Annotated in this window: 24 protein-coding genes; 19 read left to right on the forward strand and 5 right to left on the reverse strand. The window is 69.2% G+C overall.

Annotated elements, in window-relative coordinates:
- Positions 1-563: 563 nt before the first annotated feature.
- From ACZ5IK_RS07920 to ACZ5IK_RS07935, 4 genes are all read right to left on the reverse strand, one after another.
- Positions 564-1,433: a 1,4-dihydroxy-2-naphthoate polyprenyltransferase gene (locus ACZ5IK_RS07920; protein WP_465487068.1), complete on the reverse strand. Its 870-nt coding sequence runs from the start codon at positions 1,431-1,433 to the stop codon at positions 564-566.
- A gap of 93 nt (positions 1,434-1,526) precedes the next feature.
- The gene (locus ACZ5IK_RS07925; protein WP_168214479.1) at positions 1,527-1,685 is read right to left on the reverse strand and encodes a hypothetical protein; all 159 of its coding nucleotides are present in this window, start codon (positions 1,683-1,685) and stop codon (positions 1,527-1,529) included.
- 62 nt (positions 1,686-1,747) lie between these two features.
- Complete coding sequence (menE, locus tag ACZ5IK_RS07930) at positions 1,748-2,872, reverse strand: o-succinylbenzoate--CoA ligase (protein WP_465487069.1); 1,125 nt, start codon at positions 2,870-2,872, stop codon at positions 1,748-1,750.
- A gap of 101 nt (positions 2,873-2,973) precedes the next feature.
- Complete coding sequence (locus ACZ5IK_RS07935; RefSeq protein ID WP_101612035.1) at positions 2,974-3,897, reverse strand: 1,4-dihydroxy-2-naphthoyl-CoA synthase; 924 nt, start codon at positions 3,895-3,897, stop codon at positions 2,974-2,976.
- 57 nt (positions 3,898-3,954) lie between these two features.
- Here ACZ5IK_RS07935 and menD point away from each other — a divergent pair, with 57 nt between their 5' ends.
- The 3 genes from menD to ACZ5IK_RS07950 all read left to right on the forward strand — a co-directional run bounded on the left by menD (position 3,955) and on the right by ACZ5IK_RS07950 (position 7,754).
- Complete coding sequence (menD, locus tag ACZ5IK_RS07940) at positions 3,955-5,631, forward strand: 2-succinyl-5-enolpyruvyl-6-hydroxy-3-cyclohexene-1-carboxylic-acid synthase (protein ID WP_168214481.1); 1,677 nt, start codon at positions 3,955-3,957, stop codon at positions 5,629-5,631.
- 109 nt (positions 5,632-5,740) lie between these two features.
- Positions 5,741-7,261: a M1 family metallopeptidase gene (locus ACZ5IK_RS07945; RefSeq protein WP_465487070.1), complete on the forward strand. Its 1,521-nt coding sequence runs from the start codon at positions 5,741-5,743 to the stop codon at positions 7,259-7,261.
- Between the two features lie 22 nt (positions 7,262-7,283).
- Positions 7,284-7,754, forward strand: a complete 471-nt coding sequence (locus ACZ5IK_RS07950) for a DUF3592 domain-containing protein (RefSeq protein WP_465487071.1) — start codon at positions 7,284-7,286, stop codon at positions 7,752-7,754.
- A gap of 85 nt (positions 7,755-7,839) precedes the next feature.
- Here ACZ5IK_RS07950 and ACZ5IK_RS07955 read toward each other — a convergent pair whose 3' ends face one another.
- A complete protein-coding gene (locus ACZ5IK_RS07955; protein ID WP_465487072.1) occupies positions 7,840-8,670 on the reverse strand; it encodes an inositol monophosphatase family protein in 831 nt (276 codons plus the stop codon).
- A 111-nt stretch (positions 8,671-8,781) separates the two neighbouring features.
- Here ACZ5IK_RS07955 and ACZ5IK_RS07960 point away from each other — a divergent pair, with 111 nt between their 5' ends.
- The 16 genes from ACZ5IK_RS07960 to nuoK all read left to right on the forward strand — a co-directional run bounded on the left by ACZ5IK_RS07960 (position 8,782) and on the right by nuoK (position 25,109).
- A complete protein-coding gene (locus ACZ5IK_RS07960) occupies positions 8,782-9,900 on the forward strand; it encodes a glycosyltransferase family 4 protein (protein WP_465487073.1) in 1,119 nt (372 codons plus the stop codon).
- Position 9,901: 1 nt separating this feature from the next.
- The gene (locus tag ACZ5IK_RS07965) at positions 9,902-11,005 is read left to right on the forward strand and encodes a glycosyltransferase family 4 protein (RefSeq protein ID WP_465487074.1); all 1,104 of its coding nucleotides are present in this window, start codon (positions 9,902-9,904) and stop codon (positions 11,003-11,005) included.
- A gap of 67 nt (positions 11,006-11,072) precedes the next feature.
- Positions 11,073-11,843, forward strand: coding sequence for an AfsR/SARP family transcriptional regulator (locus ACZ5IK_RS07970; RefSeq protein WP_465487075.1), 771 nt, complete (start codon positions 11,073-11,075; stop codon positions 11,841-11,843).
- A 68-nt stretch (positions 11,844-11,911) separates the two neighbouring features.
- Positions 11,912-12,601, forward strand: coding sequence for a demethylmenaquinone methyltransferase (locus ACZ5IK_RS07975; RefSeq protein ID WP_465487076.1), 690 nt, complete (start codon positions 11,912-11,914; stop codon positions 12,599-12,601).
- A gap of 10 nt (positions 12,602-12,611) precedes the next feature.
- A complete protein-coding gene (locus ACZ5IK_RS07980; protein ID WP_465487077.1) occupies positions 12,612-13,898 on the forward strand; it encodes a geranylgeranyl reductase family protein in 1,287 nt (428 codons plus the stop codon).
- A 526-nt stretch (positions 13,899-14,424) separates the two neighbouring features.
- Complete coding sequence (locus ACZ5IK_RS07985; protein WP_076164505.1) at positions 14,425-14,832, forward strand: NADH-quinone oxidoreductase subunit A; 408 nt, start codon at positions 14,425-14,427, stop codon at positions 14,830-14,832.
- Between the two features lie 6 nt (positions 14,833-14,838).
- The gene (locus tag ACZ5IK_RS07990) at positions 14,839-15,387 is read left to right on the forward strand and encodes a NuoB/complex I 20 kDa subunit family protein (protein ID WP_005151847.1); all 549 of its coding nucleotides are present in this window, start codon (positions 14,839-14,841) and stop codon (positions 15,385-15,387) included.
- A gap of 5 nt (positions 15,388-15,392) precedes the next feature.
- Positions 15,393-16,154, forward strand: a complete 762-nt coding sequence (locus ACZ5IK_RS07995; RefSeq protein WP_101613688.1) for an NADH-quinone oxidoreductase subunit C — start codon at positions 15,393-15,395, stop codon at positions 16,152-16,154.
- Entirely contained in the window at positions 16,151-17,482 is a 1,332-nt protein-coding gene (locus ACZ5IK_RS08000) for an NADH-quinone oxidoreductase subunit D (RefSeq protein WP_465487078.1), read from the forward strand. The genes ACZ5IK_RS07995 and ACZ5IK_RS08000 overlap by 4 nt, the downstream gene beginning before the upstream one ends.
- Positions 17,479-18,351: an NADH-quinone oxidoreductase subunit NuoE gene (gene nuoE, locus ACZ5IK_RS08005; RefSeq protein ID WP_465487079.1), complete on the forward strand. Its 873-nt coding sequence runs from the start codon at positions 17,479-17,481 to the stop codon at positions 18,349-18,351. Before ACZ5IK_RS08000 ends, nuoE begins: the two co-directional genes overlap by 4 nt.
- On the forward strand, positions 18,351-19,631 hold the full coding sequence (nuoF, locus tag ACZ5IK_RS08010) for an NADH-quinone oxidoreductase subunit NuoF (RefSeq protein ID WP_101612048.1): 1,281 nt from the start codon (positions 18,351-18,353) through the stop codon (positions 19,629-19,631). Before nuoE ends, nuoF begins: the two co-directional genes overlap by 1 nt.
- Positions 19,628-22,099: an NADH-quinone oxidoreductase subunit G gene (locus ACZ5IK_RS08015; protein ID WP_465487080.1), complete on the forward strand. Its 2,472-nt coding sequence runs from the start codon at positions 19,628-19,630 to the stop codon at positions 22,097-22,099. Before nuoF ends, ACZ5IK_RS08015 begins: the two co-directional genes overlap by 4 nt.
- A complete protein-coding gene (gene nuoH / locus ACZ5IK_RS08020; protein ID WP_101612050.1) occupies positions 22,096-23,433 on the forward strand; it encodes an NADH-quinone oxidoreductase subunit NuoH in 1,338 nt (445 codons plus the stop codon). Before ACZ5IK_RS08015 ends, nuoH begins: the two co-directional genes overlap by 4 nt.
- Positions 23,420-23,971: an NADH-quinone oxidoreductase subunit NuoI gene (gene nuoI / locus ACZ5IK_RS08025; RefSeq protein WP_465487081.1), complete on the forward strand. Its 552-nt coding sequence runs from the start codon at positions 23,420-23,422 to the stop codon at positions 23,969-23,971. The genes nuoH and nuoI overlap by 14 nt, the downstream gene beginning before the upstream one ends.
- Positions 23,968-24,813 carry an NADH-quinone oxidoreductase subunit J gene (locus tag ACZ5IK_RS08030; RefSeq protein WP_465487082.1) on the forward strand — a complete coding sequence of 282 codons (846 nt, stop codon included), beginning with the start codon at positions 23,968-23,970 and terminating at the stop codon, positions 24,811-24,813. The genes nuoI and ACZ5IK_RS08030 overlap by 4 nt, the downstream gene beginning before the upstream one ends.
- Positions 24,810-25,109, forward strand: coding sequence for an NADH-quinone oxidoreductase subunit NuoK (gene nuoK, locus ACZ5IK_RS08035; RefSeq protein ID WP_101612053.1), 300 nt, complete (start codon positions 24,810-24,812; stop codon positions 25,107-25,109). Before ACZ5IK_RS08030 ends, nuoK begins: the two co-directional genes overlap by 4 nt.
- The last annotated feature ends 10 nt before the right edge of the window (positions 25,110-25,119 follow it).

Consider the following 25,119-nt stretch of genomic DNA (forward strand, 5'->3'; position numbering starts at 1 on the left):
GAAGTGGGAGAGGGGGGGGGGGGGGAGGGGGGGGGGGGGGGGGGGGGGGGGGGGGGGGGGGGGGGGGGTTTTTTGGGTCCCAACCAAAAACCCCCACTCACGACTGAGTAGCCGCTGATCCGGGCTACCGTGCGGCCCCACCAGCCGATTCGGGTGTCGCGAAAGCCACTCTCGGGACATCAGACGTCCCGAAAGTGGCTTTCTCGACACAGCCGCTGGGCTTTCGGACCGGCGCCCCCAGAATCCAGTAGGTACCTAAGGCACTCCTGGCTCTAGCCGAATCGCCACTCACGATCCTGGCCTACCTCAAGATCGCGGGATCGCCAAAGGAGCGAGGGACCTTTGCTATCGCCGGGGCCACCGGTAGTGGGCGCCACCTCCGGCGACGCCCACGGATAGTGGGTCGAAGCGGGAAACCCAAGGCATGAACGGTCCGTTCACGCCTCCTTGCCCACCCGAGCCCGACATGGGTTGAAGGGCCCCTTCCCCGCGTCAGACGCAGCGAAGGGGCCCTTCTCCGCATCACACTCGGTGAAGGGCCCCTTCAACCCACTAAAGAGCCATCAGAGCGCGAGAGCGACCGCGGTCAGGATCGCCCACCCCAGCATGGCGAACCCGGTGTCCCGCAGCGCCGGGATCAGCGCCCGTCCCTGCTGGCCGCCGCCGACGGCCTTGACCGACTTCAGCAGCAGCGGCGCGGTCAGCAGGCCCAGCAGCGCCCACGGCGTCACGAAGGCGAGAAGCACACTCACGACGTACGGCACCGCGATCAGCGCCAGGTAAAGCCGCCGGGTGCCCTTGTCGCCGAGGCGGGTGGCGAGCGTGCGCTTGCCGGACTCGATGTCGGTCGGGATGTCGCGGAGGTTGTTGGCCGTCAGCACGCCGGTCGAGAACGAGCCGACGGCGACCGCGCAGCCGAACGCCGTCCAGCTGAGCTGTCCGGCTTGGACGTACACCGTGCCCAGCACACCGGCCAGCCCGAAGAAGACGAAGACCGCGATCTCGCCGAAACCGTAGTAGCCGTAAGGCTTCTTGCCGCCGGTGTAGAACCAGGCGCCGAGGATGCAGATCGCGCCCATCGCCAGCAGCCACCACAGCCCGCTGATCGCGACGAGCACGAGTCCGAGGACTCCGGCGAGCCCGAGGGACACGAGAGCGGCCGTCAGGACGACTTTCGGTTTCGCGACCCCGGAGCCGACCAGCCGCAGCGGGCCGACGCGGTTCTCGTCGGTGCCGCGGATGCCGTCGGAGTAGTCGTTGGCGTAGTTGACGCCGACGATCAGGGCCAGTGAAACCAGCAGCGCGAGGAGCGACCGGGACCAGGAGAAGCCGTCGAGCGCGACCGCCGCGCCGACTCCGGCGACCACCGGCGCCACCGCGTTGGGCAGCGTCCGCGGGCGCGCCCCTTCGATCCATTCACCAGCAGTCGCCATTCCGTCATTCTGGCCCTGGCGACTACCCGCCGGTATGCGGGGCTCGTCACCCGCTCGCGGTGCCGAGCCACCGCGAGCAGGGGACGAATCGTGCTACTTCAGATCCTTGATCGTGTCTTCGAGCGTCCAGGTGAGTGTGCCGCTGTTCGGAACGGCTGTTTCCGGTTCGTCCGCCAGCGCGGGCCCGGCCAAAGCGACCAGTCCCATCGTGACGGCGGTGCAGGCCAATACTGTGCGTGTCCAGCGCGTCATGGTTAGACGTAAACCCGCGGGTAATGATCGTGTCAACAACGTCCCGGTAATCGGTGGAGAATTCACGACCTTCGTAGGAGATTCCGGACGGCTGTCCTGTCGACCTTTCCGGGGCCCCGCAAGGGCAGTTCTTCCGTGAATTCGACCCGCTTCGGAGCGGCCGCCGCACCGGCCTCTTCGCGGCACGCGGCACGCAGGGAATCGACGTCGCAACCAGCGCCGACGACGAGCGCGACGACGGCTTCGCCCCACTCGGGGTCAGGTACTCCGACCACGCACGCGTCCCGGATTCCGGGCTGTGCGGTCAAGATCCGTTCGATGGCCGCGGCGGCCACCTTCACCCCGCCGGTGTTGATCATGTCGTCGACCCGGCCGAGGACCTCCAGCCGTCCATCCGGTGACCAACGGCCGCGATCGGAGGTGCGGAACCGGCCTCCCTCGAAGGCCTCCGAAGTCAGGTCAGGTCGCAGTCGGTAGCCGTGCGCGAGCACGTCACCCGTGATACAGACCCGCTCGTCTTCGAGTTCGACGTGTACTCCATCCAGCGGTACGCCGTCGTAGACGCAGCCGCTCGCGGTCTCGCTCATGCCGTACGCGGGCACGATCTTCACGCCCGCTTCGGCCGCGCGTTCGCGGAGTTCCGCGGTGGTCGCCGCGGCGCCGACGATGATCGCGTCGAACGCCCGGGCCGCCGCCAGTCCCGGCCCGGCGTCGTCCAGCAGTCGCCCGAGCTGAGTCGGCACGAGTGCGGTGTAGCGCGGTCCCTCCAGCGTCAGGAGCGGTGCGGCGGCTTCGGCGAAGTCGTCCGGGCGGAATCCGGAGGCGTGCAGCACGGCGGGCGTCGTCCCGGCCAGGAGCGAGCGGACCAGCACCTGCAGCCCGCCGATGTACTGCGCCGGTGTCGCGAGCAGCCAGTGTCCCGGCCCGCCGAGCCGCGCGTGGGTCGCGTGCGCCGACGCGGCGAGCGCGGCGGCCGAGAGCAGGACGCCCTTGGGTTCGCCGGTGGACCCCGAGGTGGCGATGATCACGGCCGTCCCGGGCTCGGCCGGGCGTGCCGGCTCCATCGCGTCGCGCAGGGCCTCCGACGCATAGGGGAGGACGGCCGGGCCGCCGCCGAGCGCCTCGGCCAGTGTCGAGGTCAGCTCGGTGATCGACGCCGGACTCCCGTCCATCCCTACCGTGCGCATCCCGCCAGCCTATGCCCGCAATTCGTCCTCTGGTTGCGGTGGTTCGTGTTGCCAACTACCGCAACTAGAGGACGAAACGCGGGTGGTCAGTAGCGGGGTGGTCAGTAGTAGTACGGGAAGGCGGACCAGTCGGGGTCTCGCTTCTCCAGGAAGGCGTCCCGGCCTTCGACGGCCTCGTCCTGCATGTAGGCGAGCCGCGTGGTCTCGCCGGCGAAGAGCTGCTGGCCGACCAGGCCGTCGTCGGTGAGGTTGAACGCGTACTTGAGCATCCGCTGCGCCGTCGGCGACTTGCCGTTGATCGCCCACGCCCAGTCCAGCGCTTCGGCCTCGAGCTCCGCGTGCGGGACGGCGGAGTTGACCGCGCCCATCGCCTGCATCTGCTCGGCCGTGTACTCGCGCCCGAGGAAGAAGATCTCCCGCGCGAACTTCTGCCCGACCTGCTTGGCCAGGTACGCCGAGCCGTAGCCGCCGTCGAACGAGCCGACGTCGGCGTCGGTCTGCTTGAATCGCGCGTGCTCGGCGGAGGCGAGCGTGAGGTCACACACCACGTGCAGCGAGTGCCCGCCACCGGCGGCCCACCCCGGGACCACCGCGATGACCACCTTCGGCATGAACCGGATCAGCCGTTGGACCTCGAGAATGTGCAGCCGTCCGGCCCTGGCCGGATCGATCGTGTCGGAGGTCTCCCCATCCGCGTACTGATACCCGGAGCGTCCGCGAATACGCTGGTCACCACCGGAACAAAACGCCCAGCCGCCGTCCTTCGGCGACGGGCCGTTGCCGGTGAGCAGGACGCAGCCGACGTCCGAGCTCATCCGCGCGTGGTCGAGCGCGCGGTACAGCTCGTCGACGGTGTGCGGACGGAAGGCGTTGCGGACCTCGGGACGGTCGAACGCGATGCGCACGACACGTTTGCCTGAGCGGCTCTCAGAGGAGCGGTGATAGGTGATGTCGGTGAAGTCGAAACCTTCGACTTCCGTCCACGAGGCGGGGTCGAACAGCTCGGAAACCTGGGCGTCATCCACGTTTGGGAGAATAGGACGTGTGGCCGTGAGTCGTAGTGTGAAACCCGAGGTCTGCCGGTGAACCCTTCCACCGCGCAGGCAAGGGTCATCGTCGACGAACTCGTTCGCAACACCGTCTCCCACGTCGTCCTCTGCCCGGGTTCCCGGAACGCCCCGCTGTCGATCGCGCTCTACGACGCGGCGGCCGCCGGACGTCTCCAGCTGCACGTCCGCATCGACGAACGCGGCGCCGCCTTCCTCGCCCTCGGCATCGCCGCGCGCACCGGCCGCCCGGTCGCCGTGCTGTGCACCTCGGGCACCGCGGCCGCGAACTTCCACCCCGCCGTGCTGGAGGCCGACCGCGCGGGCGTCCCGTTGATCGTGCTGACCGCCGACCGCCCGCCCGAGCTGCGGGCCGCGGGTGCGAGCCAGGTCATCGACCAGCACCAGCTCTACGGCAACGCCATCCGCTACTTCGACGAGCTAGCCGTCGCCGAACGCCGCGCCGGGCAGAACTCGTATTGGCGCGGTCAGATCTGCCGGGCCTGGAACGCCGCGTACGGCGAGTGGCGCTGCGGGCCGGTGCACCTGAACATCCCGTTCCGCGAGCCGCTCGTGCCGGACATCGACGATGACGGCGAGTGGTACGAGTCACTCGAAGGGCGCCCCGACGGCGCTCGCTGGACCGAGCTCCCCGACTTCGGCGCGCTTCCCTCGTTCGTGGTGCCCTCGGCCCGCCACGGGCTGGTCATCGCGTGCGACACCGGCGTGCAGGCCGCCAGCGAATGGGCCGAGCTGCACGGCTGGCCGGTCGTCTCCGAGACCGGCGGCATCGGGCTGGCGGGCGCGACGGCGATCTCGTCCGGCGCGTGGCTGCTCGGCGTCGAGGAGTTCATTTCGCGGCACAAGCCCGAGCAGGTGCTCTGCATCGGCCGTCCGACGGTGTTCCGGCAGGTCCAGCGGGTCCTGTCCGATCCGGACGTCGAGGTGCTGCTGGTCCGGCCCGATTCCGACTGGCCCGCGCCCGCGCACAACGTCCGTCAGGTCGGCCAGTGGTTCGACGAACCGACCAAACCGGCCGATCCGGAGTGGCTCGCCAGCTGGCAGCGCGCTGACAAGGCGGCGTCGTCGGCGGTGGCCGAGGTGCTCGCCGACGAACCGTGGCCGAGCGGGCTGCGCCTGGCCACCGAGCTGGTCGACGCGGTCCCGGAGGGATCACTGCTGGTCGTCGGCTCGTCCAACCCGACCCGCGACGTCGCGCTCGCGGGACGGCTGCGGCCCGACGTCCTCGTGCACCGCAACCGCGGCGTCGCCGGGATCGACGGCATGGTCTCGACCGCGATCGGCGCCGCGACCGTCCACAGGGGACATTCGTACGCCCTGCTCGGCGATCTCACGTTCCTGCACGACGCGAGCGGCCTGCTGACCGGACCCGCCGAACAGCGCCCCGACCTGACGATCGTGGTCCTCAACGACGACGGCGGCGGCATCTTCTCGCTGCTGGAGCAGGGCGCGCCCGAGCACAACGCCAGCTTCGAGCGGGTGTTCGGGACGCCGCACGGCGCCGATCTCGGCGCCCTGTGCGCCGGCTACCGCGTCCCGCACGTCGTCGCCGAGACGCTCACCGAGTTCCGGGCCGCGCTGAAGCCCGCGCCGGGTCTGCGGGTGGTGGAGGTCCGGGTGGACCGAACGCGCCACCGCGAGCTGCACGGGCGCCTCCGTACGGCGGTTTCCTCCGCGGTGCGGGCTGTCTAGCCGATTTCCGTCTCAGTCCAGAGGGTAGGAACCCCTCCTTCGGACGTGTCTGCGTGGTGATCATCTGGCTACGTTCGAGCGCGCTGACAAATCCTGGGAGGGATTCGCAATGCGCTTGAAGACTCGCGCCGGCTTCGCCGGACTGACCGCGGGCGTCGTCTCGGTGCTGCTCGTGGGCTCCGCGGCCGCCGCACCCGCGCCTGGCTCGATCGGCGTCGGTGACCCGTACTACCCGCACGCCGGGAACGGCGGCTACGACGTCGGGCACTACGACCTCAGACTGACCTACCAGCCCTCGACCGACCTGCTGTCCGGGGCCACGACGATCCTGCTCACCGCGACGCAGGACCTGTCGCGGTTCAACCTCGACTTCGGCCTCAAGGTGTCGAGCGTCCGGGTCAACAACCGGCCCGCGCAGTTCGCGACGTCGACCGACGGCACCGGTGAGCTGACCGTCACGCCGTCGACGCCGCTGAAGAAGGGCCAGACGGCGACCGTCGTCGTGGCCTACGCGGACACGCCGTCGAAGGTGAAGATCGACGGCTTCACCGCCTGGAAGAAGACCCCGGACGGCGCGCTGGCCGTCGACGAGCCGCAGAGCGCGGCCTGGTGGTTCCCGTCCAACGACCACCCGACCGATCTGGCCACCTACGACATCTCGGTCGAGGTCCCGAACGACGTCGCCGCGCTGTCGAACGGCACCCTCGTGCGCAAGACGGTGCAGCGTCCGGGCTGGACGCGCTGGAACTGGCGCAGCACCAAACCGCAGGCGACGTATCTCACGTCGCTCGAGGTCGGCAAGTTCGAGGTGAACGAGCAGACCACGCCGGACGGCAAGCCGTTCATCACCGCCTACGGCGCGGACCTCGGCGAATCGCTCGGCGCGGCCAAGGCCAGCATCGAGCGGACGCCGGAGATCACCGAGGTGCTCGCCTCGAAGTTCGGGCCTTACCCGTTCGAGGCGCAGGGCGGCGTCGCCACCACCGGCATCACCTTCGCGCTGGAGAACCAGACGCGGCCGGTGTACGGCGCCCGGGCTTTCCGGTCCGGCTCGAACACCTCGGTCGTCGCGCACGAGCAGGCGCACCAGTGGTTCGGCGACAACGTGACGCTCGGCAAGTGGAGCGACATCTGGCTGAACGAGGGCTTCGCCTCCTACGGCGAGTTCCTGTGGTCGGAGGAGACCGGCGAGGGCACCGCCGACGAACTCGCGCAGTACATCTACGACTCGGCGCCCGCCGAGGACCCGTTCTGGCAGGTCCTGCCCGCCGACCCCGGTGAGCCGAACCAGTTCCACGCGGCCGTCTACGATCGCGGCGCGCTCGCGGTGCACGCGTTGCGCAAGGCTGTGGGCGACGACACGTTCTTCCGGATCCTGCAGACCTGGCAGCAGGTCAAGAAGGGCAAGTCGGCGGTGATCCCGGAGTTCATCGCGCTCGCGGAGAAGATCTCGGGCAAGCCGCTCTACGACCTGTTCCAGACCTGGCTCTACACCAAGGGCAAGCCGTCGGTGAGTCCTAATGGGACCCCGGCCTCGGCACTTCGGGCCGCCGCGGCCCCGGTCGCGCCGAAGTCCTACCCGCAGATCAAGGCGACGCACGAATTCCTCGGCGAGCGACACGCCCACTGACGGGTAGCGCTACGCTCGCGGCGTGACGGCCAAAGCGGAGCGGGTGAGGCGCATCGGGTGGTATGCCGCCCTCGTTGTCGCCTCACTCGTCACCGTGCTCGGCGTCTCGCTGCTGTTCGCCGCTTTCCGCAACGACAGCGCGATCGAAGCCGAACTCGGCCAGGCCACCGCGCAGGTCGAGTCGGTGACGTTCGACCGCACGATCATCAACTACGCCACCCCCGACGGCATCGTGCACAGCCCGGCCAACGGCGTCCTCTACCCGGCCGGGCTGGCCGCCGGGCAGCTCGTGAACATCGAGTACGACGTCGGCGACCCGGAACTCGCGCGGGTGGCCGGGCGCTCGGCGGCGAACACGCTGCTGCCGCTGGGCAGCATGATCTTCTTCACCTGGCTGGTCGCCGGGCCGCTGCTGTGGTGGATCCGGCGGCAGCGGCTGGCTCACCGGCGCTCGCTCGCGGAGGCGCCTCCGGCGGCGGAGCACTTCGCCTGATCGGACGCTCAAGTGTCATGAAAGGGGCTTTCAGGACAAATTTTGTCCTGAAAGCCCCTTTCGTGACACGGTGCGCAGACGGCCCTCAGCCGACCGACTCCTGCCACCACCCCAGCACCTCGTCGGCCACCCCCGGCGCCGCCACCAGTAGCGCGTCGACGGGCAGCGCCGAGCCCTCCCCGTGCCGGTCCAGCACCACGGCCCCCGCCTCGATGGCCAGCGCGACCGAGCCCGCGACGTCCCATTCGCGGTAGTTGTGCAGCACCGCCGCTGCCGCGTGTCCCAGTGCGACCTGCGCGATCGCCAGCGCCGCCGAGCCCAGCACCCGGACCCCGGCGTGCGCGGTGGCGGCCCGTTCGATGAAGTGGCCCATCCCGGGCCAGACACCCTTGCGCGTGAGTTCCGTGCAGACGATCGCCCCGGCGACCCCGCAGCGGTCGGTCAGCGTGATCGGCTTGCCGTTCGCCCGGGCGCCGCGGCCGCGCGCGGCGGCGTAGATCTGGGCGCGGTACGGGTCCGCGACCACGCCCACCACCGGCCCCGAAGCGTCGATCAGGGCGAGGCTGTAGGCGCACCAGGGGACGCCGGCGACGTAGTTCGCGGTGCCGTCGACCGGGTCGACGACCCAGCGGTACTCGGCGACGTCGGCACCGTGGTCGGCGCCGAATTCACCACCGACGACGGGGATGCCGGGGAACTCGGCGGTCAGGACACGGCGGGTGTGGCGTTCGAGGATCCGGTCCGTGTCGGTGACCCAGTCGAAGGGCGAGTCGTTCGGATCCGGCTGGGCGCCCCGGCCCGCGGTCGCGGTGATCACGTCGGTCGCGTCGTTGGCCAGCCGCCCGGCCACTTCGAGGGCCCTCGACAGCAACCCGGGCTCGACGGGTTGCGGCGGCCTTGACGACAGGAGGGTCATGCCTGCCTAGTGTGGCCGAAGCTGGTTTCCGGAACACGACCTTGAGATGACATGTCGTCTGTTCCGTTTTTGTTGGCATGGGCGTCACAACCGGATGCGACAGTGAGCATCGTGCGAGTCGCGATAGTCACCGAAAGTTTCCTGCCCCAGGTGAACGGCGTGACCAACTCCGTGCTCCGCGTCGTGGAACACCTCCGCGACCGCGCGCACGACGTGCTGATCATCGCCCCGGGACCGGGTCCCGTCGAGTACCTCGGCGCCCCGGTCGTGCGTATTCCCGCCCTCGACTTCCCCGGGGTGAACTCCCTCCCGGTCGGCGTGCCGACCAGGACGGTGCTCACCGCGCTGGCCGATTTCGGGCCGGACGTGGTGCACCTGGCGTCGCCGTTCGTGGTCGGCGCCCGCGGTCTCGCCGCGGCGAGACGGCTGCGGGTGCCGTGCGTCGCGGTGTACCAGACCGACATCGCCGGTTTCGCCTCCGCGTACGGCTTCGGTCTCGCCGCCCGCGCGGCCTGGCGCTGGGTACGACGGCTGCACTCGCGGGCCGACCGCACGCTCGCGCCCTCGTCGGATTCGGTGGAACAGCTGAGGCTGCACGGGATCCCGCGGGTGCACCGCTGGGCGCGTGGGGTCGACATCGAGCGGTTCTCGCCGGTCCACGCCGATCCCGCGTTGCGCGCCGAGCTGGCGCCGAACGGCGAGCTGCTGGTCGGTTTCGTCGGCAGGCTCGCGCCCGAAAAGGAGGTCGAGCGGCTGACCGCGCTCGCCGGGGTCGACGGGATCCGCGTGGTCGTCGTCGGCGACGGGCCCGAGCTGCCGATGCTGCGCGAGCGGATCCCGGGGGCCGCGTTCCTGGGCGCCCGATACGGCGAAGAGCTTTCCGCCGCGTACGCGAGCCTTGACGTCTTCGTCCACACAGGACCGCACGAGACGTTCTGTCAGGCCATCCAGGAGGCAATGGCCTCCGGGCTGCCGGTGCTGGCGCCGAACGCGGGCGGCCCGAAGGACCTGGTCCTGCCCGGTCGCACCGGCTACCTGCTGCCCGCCGACCGCGCCGGGTTCTCGGCGGCGCTGGTGGAGAAGGTGAACGACCTGCGTGACGACGCGTTGCGCGCCAGGCTGGGGGAGAAGGCACGCAAGGTGGTGCTGAACCGGACCTGGCCCGCGGTCTGCCGGGAACTCGTCGGCCACTACGAGGCCGTTCAAGGCAAAATCGCTCGCGCGGCCTGAAATGCATATAGTCCAGCTGGCCAACTTCTACGGGCCACGCTCGGGCGGATTGCGGACGGCGCTCCATCATCTCGGCGCCGGGTACGTGGCGAGCGGTCATCAGGTGACCCTCGTCGTGCCCGGACGGCGCTACGCGGACGAGACGCTGCCTTCCGGCGTCCGCCGGTTTTCCCTTCCGGCACCCCGGATCCCGGGTACGGGCGGCTATCGCGCGGTCGATCCACACCGGGTTCGGGCGGTGTTGAACCGGCTGGAACCGGACAGGCTGGAGGTGTCCGACCGCCTCACGCTGCGCGGTATGGGCGGGTGGGCGCGGCGCAACGGCGTGCCCAGCATGGTGATCTCGCACGAGCGGCTCGACAAGCTGCTGGAGCAGTTCTTGATGCCGGAACCCGTCGCCCGGCGCGTCGCCGACGTCGCGAACCGGCGGATGGCGCGGCACTACGACACGGTGGTCTGCACGACGGCGTTCGCCCGCGCGGAGTTCGACCGGATCGCCGCGCCGAACGTGCGGCGCGTCCCGCTCGGTGTCGACCTCACGACGTTCGCTCCGGCCCGCCGCGACGACGGCTGGCGGCACACGTTGTCCGGCGACGCCGACGCACTGATCGTCCACTGTGGACGCTTGTCGCCGGAGAAGCACGTCGAGCGCAGTGTGGACACGGTCGCCGAGCTGACCGACGCCGGACACCGGGTGCGGCTCGTGATCGCGGGCGACGGGCCCCGGCGGCGAGCGCTGGAACGGCGGGCGCGCGGGCTCCCGGTGACCTTCCTCGGCTTCCTGTCCGGACGCGGCGACGTCGCGCGCCTGCTGGCCAGCGCCGACGTCTCCCTCGCGCCCGGTCCACACGAGACGTTCGGGCTGGCCGCGCTGGAGGCGCTCGCTTCGGGGACGCCGGTGGTGGTCTCGGCGTCGTCGGCGCTGCGGGAGATCGTGCGCCCCGGCTGCGGTGAGGCCGTCGACGACCGGGCCTCGGCTTTCGCGGGGGCCGTCACCGGATTACTGGAGTGTCCCGAGGGGACCCGACGGGCGGCGGCGCGGGCACGGGCGGAGGAATTCGCCTGGCCACAGTCGGTTCAGGGGATGCTCTCCGTCCTCATTTGAGCTTTTGTATCCAATTTGTACAACCGGCATTCATCGTCCCCTCAGCCATCGAGCGAGAGGACGGCACGTGAGGTTCGAAGTACTGGGCACGTTCAGCATCTCTTCCGGTCCGCGGTCGATCCCGTTGCGCGGGCGGATGAGAAGAACGCTCCTCGGGGTTCTGCTGGTCCGGGCGAACACCTTCGTGCCGGTGAACGTGCTCACCGAGGCCCTGTGGGACAGCCGGTGGGAGCCGCGCGCGGTGCCGAAGCTGCACTGGCACGTCCACAAGCTGCGGCAGGCCTTGCCCGAGGGTGACCGGCTCGGCTTCGACAACGGTGGCTACCGGCTGGAGGTCCACCCCGGCGAACTCGACGTCGAGACCTTCGAGACGCTCGGAAGCCAGGCGCTGAAGTCCGCGGACCCCGCGCAGCGCGCGTCACTGATCCGGCAGGCTCTCACGCACTGGCATGGAGCGCCCTACGACGGCCTCGACGTCCCGCTGCTTTCGGACGAGACGATGCGCCTCTCGGAGCACCGCCTGGTCCTGCTCGAAGAGCTCTACCAGGCCGAACTGAGCCTCGGGCGGCACGCGAGCGCGGCCGTCGAACTGGCGGATCTGGTGCGGCGGCACCCGTTGCGACAGCGTGCCCAGTACCTCCTGATGGACGCTCTCTGGCGAGCCGGGCGCACCTCCGACGCCCTGGCGGCGTACCGGCGCGCGCGCCGGGTCTCGGTCGATCAGCTCGGCCTCGAACCGGGGCCGGAACTGCGGTTGCTGGAGCGGCGGATCCTCGCCGGTGGAGTCGCGGGGGCCGGTGCGCACCGTGCCCCGGCGTTGCTCGACCGGACCAGGTGACCCTACGGCGCGCCGCTTTGCTCCCGCTTGGCCGAGATGCCTCAGGAATGGCGAGCTAGGGTTCGGACATGTCCCGAGCGAGTCTTGACAAGGATCCGCACGAAGTCGCCGCCATGTTCGACGACGTCGCGGACGGCTACGACCGCGCGAATTCGTTCATGACCTTCGGCTTCGACCGCCGCTGGCGCACCACCACCGCACGGGTGCTGGACGCCAAACGCGGCGAGAAGGTGCTCGACCTCGCGGCGGGCACCGGCGTGTCCACCGTCGAGTACGCGCGCAACGGAGCCTGGTGCCTCGCCGCGGACTTCTCGGTCGGCATGCTCAAGGCAGGCAAGCACCGCGGCGTGCCGATGGTCGCCGCCGACGCGCTGAAGCTGCCGTTCGCCGACGACAGCTTCGACGCGGTGACCATCTCGCTCGCGCTGCGGAACTTCGTCGACACCAAGGCCGCCCTCACCGAGATCGCGCGCGTGGTCAAACCGGGTGGGCGCCTGGTCATCTGCGAAGTGTCGACGCCCACATTCCCGCCGATCCGGTTCCTGCACCGGACGTTCATCGCGAAGCTGCTCACCTGGGTCGGCAGCCGGACCTCGTCGAACCCCGAGGCCTACTCCTACCTGGCCGAATCCATGCTGGCGTGGCCGGATCAGCGCACGCTCGGCGAGATCATCGCGAGCGCCGGGTGGACCGAGGTGGAGTGGCTGAACCTCACGTTCGGCGTCGTCGCCATCCACCGCGCGAAGAAGCCCGCATAAACTCGCGGACATGACCCGTCGCAACGCAGACCACGACGCCGAAGTCATCGTCGTCGGTGCCGGACCGGCCGGCTCCACCGCCGCCACGTACCTCGCCCGCGCGGGCGTCGACGTGCTGCTGCTGGAGAAGACCGAGTTCCCGCGCGAGAAGGTGTGCGGCGACGGCCTGACCCCTCGCGGCGTCAAGCAGCTCATCGACCTCGGCATCGACACCAGCGAGGACGCGGGCTGGGTGCACAGCCGCGGCCTGCGCATCCTCACCGGCGAGCTGACGCTCGAACTCGACTGGCCGGACCTGACCAGCTACCCGCCGTACGGCGTTTCGCGCACTCGTCAGGACTTCGACGACCTGCTCGCGAAGACCGCGGTCAAGGCGGGCGCGCGGCTCTACGAGCGCACCACCGTCACCGGCGCGATCACCAGCCCGACCGGCCGCGTGATCGGCGTCGAGGCGAAGGTCGGCCCGGAGAAGACGCCGGTGAGCTACCGCGCTCCGCTGGTCCTGGCCTGCGACGGCGTCTCCGCGCGGCTCGCGCTGAGCGTCGGCATCCAGAAGAACGAGAAGCGCCCGATGGGCGTCGCGGTGCGGCAGTACTACAAGAGCCCGCGTCACGACGACCCGTTCATCGAGGGCCACCTGGAGCTGTGGGACCGCTCGGACCCGCGCGACCCGAAGCTGCTGCCCGGCTACGGCTGGGCGTTCCCGCTGGGCGACGGCACGGTGAACGTCGGCCTCGGCATGCTGTCGACGTCGGCCGCGTTCCGCAGCACCGACTACCGCGCGCTGCTGCGCCAGTGGCTCGACGGGACGCCCGAGGAATGGGGCTACCGCGAGGAGAACGCCATCGGCAAGGTCGGCGGCGCCGGTCTCCCGATGGGCTTCAACCGCACCCCGCACTACCGCGACGGCCTGCTGCTACTCGGCGACGCGGGCGGCATGGTCAGCCCGTTCAACGGCGAGGGCATCTCGGCCGCGATGGAGTCCGCGCAGCTGGCGTCGGAGTTCGTCGTGCAGGCCTTGGCACGGCGTGAGGGACCTTCGCGCGAGCGGGCGCTGGAGGGTTACCCGCGCGCCGTCGGGGAGCTGATGGGCGGCTACTACCGGCTCGGCAACGTGTTCGCGAAGCTGATCGGCAAGCCGAAGATCATGCACGCCGCGACGAAGTACGGGCTGCGGATCAACTCGATCCTTCCGCTGGTCTACAAGGGACTCTCGGGCTGCTACGACGCCAAGGGCGGGGACGGCGTGGACCGCCTCATCGCCGCGCTGGCTCGGGCGACGCCCACTCCGCGCTGACGCTCGGGAACTCGCGTGAAGGCCCCCTTCCCTCGGCTGAGCCGAGGGAAGGGGGCCTTCACGCGCTTGGGGAACGGCCGCAAGTAGTCCTCTAGTTGCGGGGACTCGCACACGTCTGGACCAATCCCGGGTACTCCGCGCAGTGGTATCGGTCACAGGACAGAACCGGTCAAAACCCGCATCGGAGTCGATCTTCGGAACGACGTCGCAGGTCACCGGTATCGCACGCCGGAAGTAACCGTACTGGCCGTGCGGCCAAGTTAGGGCAGCCTTATAGCACGGGGCCTAGGGACAAGAATGTGAGTCACGTCCTACACTCGCCCCATGCTTTGTGAATCGCTTCACATCCTCGACGGGAGGCTTGTGAACTATTTCACAAGCAAGGGGGCCGTCATGCACGGCCCGTAAGGGTTGCCTAACCCTCGGCGGTGTGACCCAGGTGACTTAGGGTGCCGACCGAGGGAAGCGGTGAACCCCGACTCGAAAACCGCAGCGGCGCGGAAAGGATGGCGAAAACCCCGTGCTGATGTTGCCCGTGCTGACCCAGGCAGGCACCCCTTCGGTGCCCAACCTGAACATGTACCTCCCCCTGGTCCTCTTGTTCGTCCTCGCTCTCGGTTTCGCGGTGCTCTCGGTGCTGCTCGGCCCGCTGGTCGGCCCGAGCCGTCCTAACAGGGCGAAGACCGCGGCCTACGAATGCGGTATCGAACCGTCGCCGCAGCCGGTCGTCGGCGGCGGCCGGATGCCGGTCGCGTACTACATCACCGCGATGCTGTTCATCCTGTTCGACATCGAGATGGTCTTCCTCTACCCGTTCGCGGTCTCCGCGGACGCGCTGGGCATGTTCGGCCTGGTGGAGATCGTGCTGTTCATCGCGACGGTCGGTTTCGCGTACGCCTACGTATGGCGTCGCGGCGGCCTGGATTGGAACTAGAGAAGCATGGGCCTCGAAGAAAAACTCCCCAACGGCATCCTTCTCGCGAGTCTTGAAGGCCTGGTCAACTGGGCGCGCAAGAACTCGATGTGGCCTGCCACCTTCGGTCTCGCCTGCTGCGCGATCGAGATGATGACCGTCGGTGGTTCCCGCTACGACATCGCACGCTTCGGCATGGAGCGCTTCAGCGCGACGCCGCGCCAGGCGGATCTGATGATCGTGGCCGGCCGCGTCACGCAGAAGATGGCGCCGGTGCTCCGCCAGATCTACGACCAGATGGCCGAGCCCAAGTGGGTGCTGGCGATGGGCGTCTGCGCCTCGTCCGGCGGCATGTTCAACAACTACGCCGTGGTGCAGGGTGTCGACCACATCGTCCCGGTCGACATGTACCTCCCCGGCTGCCCGCCGCGCCCCGAGATGCTCCTCGACGCGATCCTGAAACTGCACGCCAAGATCCAGGACGAGCCGATCAACGCCCGCCGCGCCGCGATCCGCGCCGCGAGTGGTGAGCGCACCGAGCTGATCGCCTCCTCGATCAAGTACGCGAAGAAGTGAGCGACGTGCCTGAAGAGACCCCCGAAACCCCGGAGACCGGCGGCGAGCAGTCCAGCGCCGACCGGCCCGAAGGCGGCTTGGAGCCGCAAGGCGTCCGCCCGGCCGAACCGGTCGTCACCGGTAAAGAGCGCCAGGGCATGTTCGGCGTGCACGGCACCGGTGACACCTCCGGCTACGGCGGCGTCCGCCTCCCCGCGTACAACCCGCCCCCGGCGGAGCGCCCGTACGGCGGCTGGTTCGACGAGTTCGCCGACGAGTTCTACGCGGCCTTGGCGGACAACAAGGTTCCGGCGAGCGCGGTCCTGCAGACGACGGTCGCGCACGGCGAGATCACTTTCTACGTCGCCCGCGAGCACCTCGTCGAGATCGCGCGGACCCTGCGCGACGACACCGGTCTCCGGTTCGAGCTGCTCAGCTCGGTGTCCGGCGTGGACTACGGCGTCGACGTCCCGCAGCGGCTGCACTCGGTCTACCACTTCACGTCGATGACCTACCGGCGCCGCATCCGCATCGAGGTCACCCTCGACATCGAGGACCCGCACGTCCCGTCGCTGGTCGGGCTCTACCCGACGGCCGACTGGCAGGAGCGGGAGACCTGGGACATGTTCGGCATCGTCTACGACGGTCACCCGGCCCTGACCCGCATCCTCATGCCGGACGACTGGGACGGCCACCCCCAGCGCAAGGACTACCCGCTCGGCGGGATCCCGGTCGAGTACAAGGGCGCGGAGATCCCGCCGCCGGATCAGCGGAGGTCTTACTCGTGAGCATTCACGACGAAGCAACCGAAGTTCCCGAGGCCGATTCCCGGGACACCACCGAAGGTCGCGTCTACACCGTCTCCGGCGGTGACTGGGAAGACGTCATCGAGGACTCGCGCCACGACGAGCGCATGGTCATCAACATGGGCCCGCAGCACCCGTCGACGCACGGCGTGCTCCGGCTCGTGCTGGAGATGGAGGGCGAGACCGTCACCCAGCTCCGCTCGGTCATCGGCTACCTGCACACCGGGATCGAGAAGAACTGCGAGTACCGCACGTGGACCCAGGGCGTCACCTTCGTGACGCGCATGGACTACCTCGCGCCGCTCTCCACCGAACTCGCGTACTGCCTCGGCGTCGAGAAGCTGCTCGGCATCCAGGCCCCGCGCCGCGCCGAGCTGCTGCGCGTGATGCTGCTGGAGATCAACCGCATCGGTTCGCACCTGGTCTACATCGCCACCGGCGGCATGGAACTCGGCGCGACCACCGCGATGACGCTCGGCTTCCGTGAGCGTGAAGAGGTCCTGCACCTGCTGGAGCACCTCACCGGTCTCCGGATGAACCACGCGTTCATCCGCCCCGGCGGCCTCGCGCAGGACATGCCGGACGACTACCAAGAGGTCGTCAGCGCGTTCGTCAAGACGATGGACGAGCGGCTTCCCTTGTACGACAAGCTCTTCACCGGTCAGCCGATCTGGCGCAACCGGCTCAAGGGCGTCGGCTACCTGCCGGTGGACGCGTGCCTCGCGCTCGGTGTCACCGGCCCGGTGCTGCGCAGCGCCGGTCTCCCGTGGGACCTGCGCAAGACCGAGCCGTACTCCCGCTACGACGAGTTCGAGTTCGACATCCCGACCTCGACCGACGCGGACTGCTGGGCGCGGTACCTGATCCGCGTCGAGGAGATGCACCAGAGCCTGCGGATCATCAAGCAGTGCCTGAAGAAGCTCGAGCCGGGCCCGGTCATGGTCGAGGACAAGAAGGTCGCCTGGCCCGCGCAGCTCTCGCTCGGCAGCGACGGCCTCGGCAACTCGCTCGAGCACGTCCGCAAGATCATGGGCCAGTCGATGGAATCGCTGATCCACCACTTCAAGCTGGTCACCGAGGGCTTCAAGGTCCCGGCGGGCCAGTCGTACACGACCGTGGAATCGCCGCGCGGCGAACTCGGCGTGCACCTCGTGTCCGACGGCGGCACCCGGCCGCTGCGGGTCCACGTGCGCGAACCGAGTTTCGTGAACCTGCAGTCGATGCCCGCGATGGCCGAAGGCGGCCTGGTGGCGGACGTCATCGCCGCCATCGCCTCGATCGACCCCGTCATGGGGGGAGTGGACCGTTGAGCACCCAGCCCGGAACGACACCGACACCCGAGCCCGGCACCAGCTTCGCCGAGCAGACCCACGTCGCCGCCGGTGGTGACGTCGACGTGATCGCGATCGCGCCGGATCCCGCCGAAGCGGAGGGGATCCTGGAGAACGCGAAGCTCGAAGACATCTTCGACGCCGACACCTACGCCAGGGCGCAGAACCTGATCTCGCGCTACCCGCAGTCGCGCTCGGCGCTGCTGCCGCTGCTGCACCTCGTGCAGTCGGTGCAGGGTTACGTGAGCCAGGAGGGCATCGCCTTCTGCGCCGCGCAGCTGGACCTGTCCGACGCCGAGGTCAGCGCGGTCGCGACGTTCTACACCATGTACAAGCGCCGCCCGTGCGGCGAGCACCTGGTGAGCGTCTGCACCAACACCCTTTGCGCGGCCATGGGCGGCGACGCGATCTACAAGAAGCTCCAGACGCACCTCGGTTCCGAGGAGAAGCCGCTGGGGCACAACGAGACCGCGGGCACGCCGAACGAGCCCGGCTCGATCACCCTCGAACACGCCGAATGCCTCGCGGCCTGTGACCTCGCCCCGGTCATCCAGGTCAACTACGAGTACTTCGACAACCAGACCGAGGACAAGGCCGTCGCGCTGGTCGACGCGTTGCAGGCGGGCAAGAAGCCCGCCCCGACGCGCGGCGCGCCGCTGAGCAGCTTCAAGGGCGCCGAACTGCAGCTCGCCGGGTTCTTCCCCGAAGACGCGCAGCAGTACCGCACGGACGTCGACGGTCCTTCGCAGGCCGTCGAAACCCTGCGGGGCGCGCAGGTCGCGCAAGACCGCGGCTGGACAGCGCCCGCGCTGAAGGACGTCCCACTGCCTGAAGTGGAGAAGAAGTAATGGCAGATCCCATCACTCCGGTCCTCACGAAGCGCTGGCTTTCGCCCAACTCCTGGACGATCCAGTCCTACGAAGCCCTCGAGGGCTACACCGCGATCCGCAAGGCGCTCAAGGGCACTCCCGAGCAGATCGTCCAGCTGGTCAAGGACTCCGGCCTCCGCGGCCGAGGCGGCGCGGGCTTCCCGGCGGGCATCAAGTGGTCCTTCATGCCGCCGAACGAGGACAAGCCGCACTACCTCGTCATCAACGCCGACGAGGGCGAGCCGGGCACCTGCAAGGACATCCCGCTGATGATGGCGGACCCGCACTCGCTGATCGAGGGCTGCATCATCGCCTCGTACGCGATGCGCTCGCACCACTGCTTCATCTACGTCCGCGGCGAGGCGCTGCACTGCATCCGCCGTCTCAACGCGGCCGTGCGCGAGGCCTACGAAGCGGGCTACCTCGGCCCGAACATCCTCGACTCCGGATTCGGCCTCGACATCACCGTGCACGCGGGCGCCGGGGCGTACATCTGCGGCGAGGAGACGGCGCTGCTGGACTCGCTGGAAGGCCGTCGTGGCCAGCCGCGGCTCAAGCCGCCGTTCCCCGCCGCCGCGGGTCTCTACGCCGCGCCGACCACGGTGAACAACGTCGAGACCATCGCCAGCGCGCCGTACATCATCAACGGCGGCTCCGACTGGTTCCGCCAGATGGGCCGCGAGAAGTCGCCCGGCCCGAAGATCTACTCGATCTCCGGCCACGTCGAGAATCCCGGCCAGTACGAATGCCCGCTCGGCACCACGCTGCGCGAGCTGCTGGACATGGCGGGCGGCATGAAGGACGGCGTTCCGCTGAAGTTCTGGACGCCGGGTGGTTCGTCCACGCCGATGTTCACCAAGGAACACCTCGATGTTCCGCTGGACTTCGAAGGCGCGGCGGAAGCCGGGTCGATGCTGGGCACGACGGCCGTGCAGGTCTTCAACGAGACCGTTTCCGTGCCGTGGGCCGTGATGAAGTGGACGCAGTTCTACGAGCACGAGTCCTGTGGCAAGTGCACGCCGTGCCGCGAGGGCACGTACTGGCTGGCGCAGATCCTGGAGCGCATGGTCGAGGGCAAGGGCACCGAAGAGGACATCGACACCCTCCTCGACGTCTGCGACAACATCCTCGGCCGGTCGTTCTGCGCACTCGGTGACGGCGCGGTCTCGCCGATCCAGAGCGGGATCAAGTACTTCCGGGATGAATTCCTGGCTTTGTGTAACGCAAACAAGCGCGAACTGGTGGGGGCGCAGGCATGACGATCGCACCCGACAAGCCCGAAACGTCCACAGAGGACATTCCGGTTCCCGAAGGCCACGTCAAGCTGGTCATCGACGGTGAAACGGTCATCGCGCCCAAGGGCGAGCTGCTGATCCGCACCGCCGAGCGGCTCGGCACGGTCATCCCGCGCTTCTGCGACCACCCGTTGCTCGACCCGGCCGGCGCCTGTCGCCAGTGCCTGGTCGAGGTCGAAATGGGCGGCCGTCCGATGCCGAAGCCGCAGGCCTCGTGCACCATGACGGTCGCCGACGGCATGGTCGTGAAGACCCAGCTGACCTCGGCCGTCGCGGACAAGGCCCAGCAGGGTGTGATGGAGCTGCTGCTCATCAACCACCCGCTGGACTGCCCGATCTGCGACAAGGGCGGCGAGTGCCCGCTGCAGAACCAGGCGCTCGCGCACGGCCGCGCGGAGTCCCGCTTCGTCGACACGAAGCGGACGTTCGCGAAGCCGCTGCCGATCTCCTCGCAGGTGCTGCTGGACCGGGAGCGCTGCGTGCTCTGCCAGCGCTGCACCCGGTTCTCCCGCGAGATCGCCGGCGACCCGTTCATCGAGCTGCTCGAACGCGGTGCCCACCAGCAGATCGGCACCGCCGAGACCGCCGACGTGCTGGACCTGGCTTCCCGGACGACGTCGGGCCAGCCGTTCCAGTCGTACTTCTCCGGCAACGTCATCCAGATCTGCCCGGTCGGCGCGCTGACGTCGGCCGCGTACCGGTTCCGCTCGCGGCCGTTCGACCTGGTGTCCGCGCCGAGCGTGTGCGAGCACTGCTCGTCCGGCTGCGCCGAGCGGACCGACTTCCGTCGCGGCAAGGTCATGCGGAAGCTCGCGGGCGACGACCCCGAGGTCAACGAAGAGTGGCTCTGCGACAAGGGCCGGTTCGCCTTCCGCTACGCCTCCGCCGAAGACCGCATCCGTCGTCCGCTGGTCCGCAACGCCGACGGTGTCCTGGAAGAGGCTTCCTGGACCGACGCGCTGCGCACTGCCGCCGCCGGGCTCGCCGAGGCGCGGGACGGCAAGGGCGCCGCGGTGCTGACCGGCGGCCGCCTGACCGTCGAGGACGCCTACGCGTACTCGAAGTTCGCGCGGATCGCCTTGGGCACCAACGACATCGACTTCCGCTCCCGCCCACACTCGGCCGAGGAACTGAACTTCCTCGCGTCGCACGTGGTCGGGACGACGCCGGAAAGCGGTGTCACCTTCGGCGAGATCGAGCGGGCGCGCACGGTGCTGTGCGTCGCGTTCGAGCCGGAGGACGAGGCGCCGATCGTGTTCCTGCGGCTGCGCAAGGCGGCTCGCAAGAACCGCACCCGCGTCGTCCACTTGGGACAGTGGACCACCTCCTCGGTCCGCAAGACCTTCGGTGAGCTGCTGGCCTGCGCGCCGGGCAGCGAAGCCGCCGCGCTCGACGGCATCGCGCAGCACGCGCAGGACGTCGACGTCGCACTGACGGCCGAAGGTTCGGTGATCCTCGTCGGCGAGCGTGCCGCCGAGGTCCCCGGCCTGTTCTCGGCCCTGCACCGGTTGGTGGAGCGCACCGGCGCCCGGCTCGCGTGGATCCCGCGTCGTGCGGGTGAGCGCGGTGCCCTGGCGGCGGGCGCGACGCCGGCGCTGCTGCCCGGCGGCCGTTCGGTCACCGACGCCTCGGCTCGTGCCGAGGTCGAAAAGGCTTGGGGCGTCACGCTTCCCGCCACGGCGGGCCGCGACACCACCGCGATCCTGAAGGCCGCTGCCGGTAACGACCTCGACGGCCTGCTCGTCGGCGGCGTCGACCCGGACGACCTGGCGGACCCGGATCTGGCCCGTCGCGCCCTCGAGAACGCGAAGTTCGTGGTGAGCCTGGAACTGCGGCACAGCGCGGTCACCGAGCACGCGGACGTCGTCCTCCCGATCGCCCCGGCGGTCGAGAAGGCGGGCAGCTACCTGAACTGGGAAGGCCGCCGCCGCGAGTTCGCCGTCACCCTCGAAGGCACCGGCGCCCTGCCGGACTGCCGGGTGCTCGACACCCTCGCCGTCGAGATGGACGCGGACATCTTCACCCAGACCCCGGCCGCTTCCGCCGCCGATCTGGCCAAGCTGCAAGGCAAGACCGAGCCCGCGGCCTTCGAGCCGATCGCCGCCGCGGCGGCCTCGGTCGCGGGGAACGGCAAGGTCCTGCTGGCCACCTGGCGTCAGCTGATCGACAACGGTTCGCTGCAGGACGACGAACCGCACCTCAAGGGCACGCAGCGCGAGGTCGTCGCGAAGCTCTCGGCGAAGACCGCCGAAGGCTTGGGCGGCACCGTGAAGGTCTCCACCGAACGCGGCTCCATCACGCTGCCGATCGAGGTCGCGGACCTGCCGGACGGCGTCGTGTGGCTCCCGGGCAACTCCGACGGCTCAGCCGTCCGCGCGGCACTGGCCGCGGGACACGGCTCGGCCGTCACCCTCACCGGAGGTGAGAAGTGACTCCGTTGCTCACCCAGATGCCGGACGCCGCCGAGCGGGCGGCGCTGCTGGCGGACGACCCGTTGTGGCTGATCCTGATCAAGACGGTCGTCATCCTGCTGATCGGCCCGATCCTGACGATCTTCCTGATCGTCTGGGAGCGCAAGGCCGTCGGCCGGATGCAGAACCGCCCCGGCCCCAACCGGGTCGGGCCCGGCGGCTACCTGCAGTCCCTCGCGGACGCGATCAAGCTGCCGTTCAAGGAACAGATCATCCCGGACACCGCCGACCGCAAGGTGTACTTCCTCGCGCCGGTGATCTCCGCGGTGCCCGCGCTGATCGCGCTGGCGGCGATCCCGTTCGGCCCGGTGGTCTCGATCTTCGGTGAGCGGACCACGCTCCAGCTGGTCGACCTGCCGGTCGGCGTGCTGGTGATCCTGGCCTGCTCCTCGATCGGTGTGTACGGCCTCGTGCTGGCCGGCTGGTCTTCCGGTTCCCCGTATCCGCTGCTCGGTGGACTGCGAAGCGCGGCTCAGGTGATCTCGTACGAGATCGCGATGGGCCTGTCCATCGTGGGCGTCATCCTCTACGCGGGTTCGATGTCGACCTCGCAGATCGTCGAATCGCAGCAGACCGGCTGGTACTTCTACCTGCTGCTGCCGAGTTTCGTGATCTACCTGATCTCCATGGTCGGCGAGACCAACCGCGCGCCGTTCGACCTCCCCGAGGCCGAATCCGAGCTGGTCGGCGGTTTCCACACCGAGTACAGCTCGATGAAGTTCGCGATGTTCTTCCTCGCCGAGTACGTCAACATGGTGATCGTTTCGGCGTTCGCGACCACGTTGTTCCTCGGTGGCTGGAAGTTCCCGTTCGTCGGCGCCGAGCACGCGCTCAACCAGGGCTGGCTCCCGCTGCTGTGGTTCACCGCGAAGCTGTTCATCCTGCTGTTCGGCTTCATCTGGCTGCGCGGCACGCTGCCGCGGCTGCGGTACGACCAGTTCATGCGGCTGGGCTGGAAGGTCCTGGTGCCGGTCAACCTGGTCTGGATCGTGGTGATCGTCTCGGTTCGCGCGATCAAGAACTCGGGCGGGCTCTCCACGCCGCAGATCCTCATCGGCGGCGGCGCGCTCATCCTCGTCGTCGTCATCCTGAGCCTGCTGCTGCCGGACAAGAAGGTGCCCGACGACGACTACGTCCCGGTGACCGGCGGCGGGTTCCCGGTGCCGCCGCTCGACCTCCAGGTTCCGGACAAGACTCCGCGTCAGAAGGCCCTAGAGAAGGCCGAAGCCCGGGCGGCCAAGCGCAAGCCCGCGGCGGTTTCCAGTGGAAGGGAGGCCGGCGATGGGGATGTTTGATCCCATCAAGGGTTTCGGTGTCACCTTCGGGATGATGTTCAAGAAGGTCGCCACCGAGGAGTACCCGGAGGCCGGCGCCCCCGCCGCTCCGCGCTATCACGGCAGGCACCAGCTCAACCGGCATCCGGACGGGCTGGAGAAATGCGTCGGCTGCGAGCTGTGCGCGTGGGCCTGCCCGGCGGACGCGATCTTCGTCGAAGGCGGCGACAACACCGAAGAGGCACGCTTCTCGCCCGGTGAGCGGTACGGCGCCGACTACCAGATCAACTACCTGCGCTGCATCGGCTGCGGGTTGTGCGTCGAGGCCTGCCCGACCCGGTCCCTGACGATGATCAACTTCTACGAGCTGGCCGACGACGACCGGCAGCGGTTGATCTACACCAAGGAAGACCTCCTCGCGCCGCTGCTGCCCGGCATGGAGCAGCCGCCGCACCCGATGCGGCTCGGCGAGAACGAGCAGGACTACTACGTCAACGGCCCGGAACTCGCACGGCAGCAGCCCACTGGCGCCACCGAGTCGACGGAGGCCGTCAAGTGATCACGGCTTTCCTCGCCCAGACCGACGTTTCGGCCGGGATCACCACCGGCGAGACCATCGCGTTCTGGGTGCTCGGCCCGCTCGCGCTGCTCGGCGGGCTCGGCATGATCTTCTCCCGCAACGCCGTGCACTCGGCGCTGTGGCTGGTGCTCACGATGCTGTGCCTCGGCGCGCTGTACATGATCCAGCAGGCGCCGTTCCTCGGCTTCACGCAGATCATCGTCTACACCGGCGCGATCATGATGCTGTTCCTGTTCGTGCTGATGATGGTCGGCCGGGAGAGTTCCGACTCGGTCGTCGAAGTCCTGCGCGGGCAACGGGTCATGGCGACCCTGCTCGGCATCGGCGTCGGTGGCCTGCTCGCGGCGGGTCTCGCCCGTTCGCTGGCCAACGTCACCCCGGCGATGCCGCTCGACCCGGCGAACGTCGACGGCGGTGGCCCCGGCGGCCTGGGACGGCTCATCTTCACGAAGTACCTGTTCCCGTTCGAGCTCACGTCGGCACTGCTGATCACCGCCGCGCTCGGCGCGATGGTGCTCGCCTTTACCGACCGGCACGCCAAGGGCGGCAAGAAGTCGCAGAAGGAACTCGTCGTCGACCGGTTCACCGGAAAGCACGACAGGCCTTCGCCGCTGCCCGGCCCGGGTGTCTTCGCGACGGCCAACTCGATCGCCACCCCGGCCCTGCTGCCGGACGGCTCGATCGCCCCGGAGTCGCTTTCGGACATCATCGAGTCCACTTCGGCCTCGCGGCTGGAAGACGAGCGCAAGCAGGTGTCCGGCTCGGAACCGGGCCCGGACGCCCACGCGCTCGTAGGTAAGAAAGAAGGGGACGAGGAATGACCCCGACGTACTACCTGCTCCTGTCCGCGCTGCTGTTCACCATCGGCGCTGTCGGGGTGCTGGTGCGCCGCAACGCGATCGTCGTGTTCATGTGCATCGAGCTGATGCTGAACGCGGCGAACCTGTCCCTGGTCACGTTCGCCCGGATCAACGGCGGGCTCGACGGTCAGGTGATGGCGTTCTTCGTGATGGTCGTCGCCGCCGCCGAAGTCGTGGTGGGCCTCGCGATCATCATGGCGATCTTCCGCACCCGGCGCTCGGCCTCGGTCGACGACACCAACCTGCTGAAGTACTAAGGGAGCACGG

This window comes from Amycolatopsis sp. NPDC031561, from assembly GCF_055580625.1.

Bases quoted from the DNA above. Each gene is read 5' to 3' on its own strand.
- ACZ5IK_RS07955 (WP_465487072.1), bottom strand. From the start codon at position 8,670: ATGACCCTCCTGTCGTCAAGGCCGCCGCAACCCGTCGAGCCCGGGTTG.
- nuoF (WP_101612048.1), top strand. From the start codon at position 18,351: ATGGCAGATCCCATCACTCCGGTCCTCACGAAGCGCTGGCTTTCGCCC.
- ACZ5IK_RS07945 (WP_465487070.1), top strand. From the start codon at position 5,741: ATGCGCTTGAAGACTCGCGCCGGCTTCGCCGGACTGACCGCGGGCGTC.
- nuoK (WP_101612053.1), top strand. From the start codon at position 24,810: ATGACCCCGACGTACTACCTGCTCCTGTCCGCGCTGCTGTTCACCATC.
- menE (WP_465487069.1), bottom strand. From the start codon at position 2,872: ATGCGCACGGTAGGGATGGACGGGAGTCCGGCGTCGATCACCGAGCTG.
- ACZ5IK_RS07965 (WP_465487074.1), top strand. From the start codon at position 9,902: ATGCATATAGTCCAGCTGGCCAACTTCTACGGGCCACGCTCGGGCGGA.
- ACZ5IK_RS07985 (WP_076164505.1), top strand. From the start codon at position 14,425: ATGTTGCCCGTGCTGACCCAGGCAGGCACCCCTTCGGTGCCCAACCTG.
- ACZ5IK_RS08015 (WP_465487080.1), top strand. From the start codon at position 19,628: ATGACGATCGCACCCGACAAGCCCGAAACGTCCACAGAGGACATTCCG.
- ACZ5IK_RS07920 (WP_465487068.1), bottom strand. From the start codon at position 1,433: ATGGCGACTGCTGGTGAATGGATCGAAGGGGCGCGCCCGCGGACGCTG.
- ACZ5IK_RS07990 (WP_005151847.1), top strand. From the start codon at position 14,839: ATGGGCCTCGAAGAAAAACTCCCCAACGGCATCCTTCTCGCGAGTCTT.
- ACZ5IK_RS07975 (WP_465487076.1), top strand. From the start codon at position 11,912: ATGTCCCGAGCGAGTCTTGACAAGGATCCGCACGAAGTCGCCGCCATG.
- nuoI (WP_465487081.1), top strand. From the start codon at position 23,420: ATGGGGATGTTTGATCCCATCAAGGGTTTCGGTGTCACCTTCGGGATG.
- ACZ5IK_RS07925 (WP_168214479.1), bottom strand. From the start codon at position 1,685: ATGACGCGCTGGACACGCACAGTATTGGCCTGCACCGCCGTCACGATG.
- ACZ5IK_RS07980 (WP_465487077.1), top strand. From the start codon at position 12,612: ATGACCCGTCGCAACGCAGACCACGACGCCGAAGTCATCGTCGTCGGT.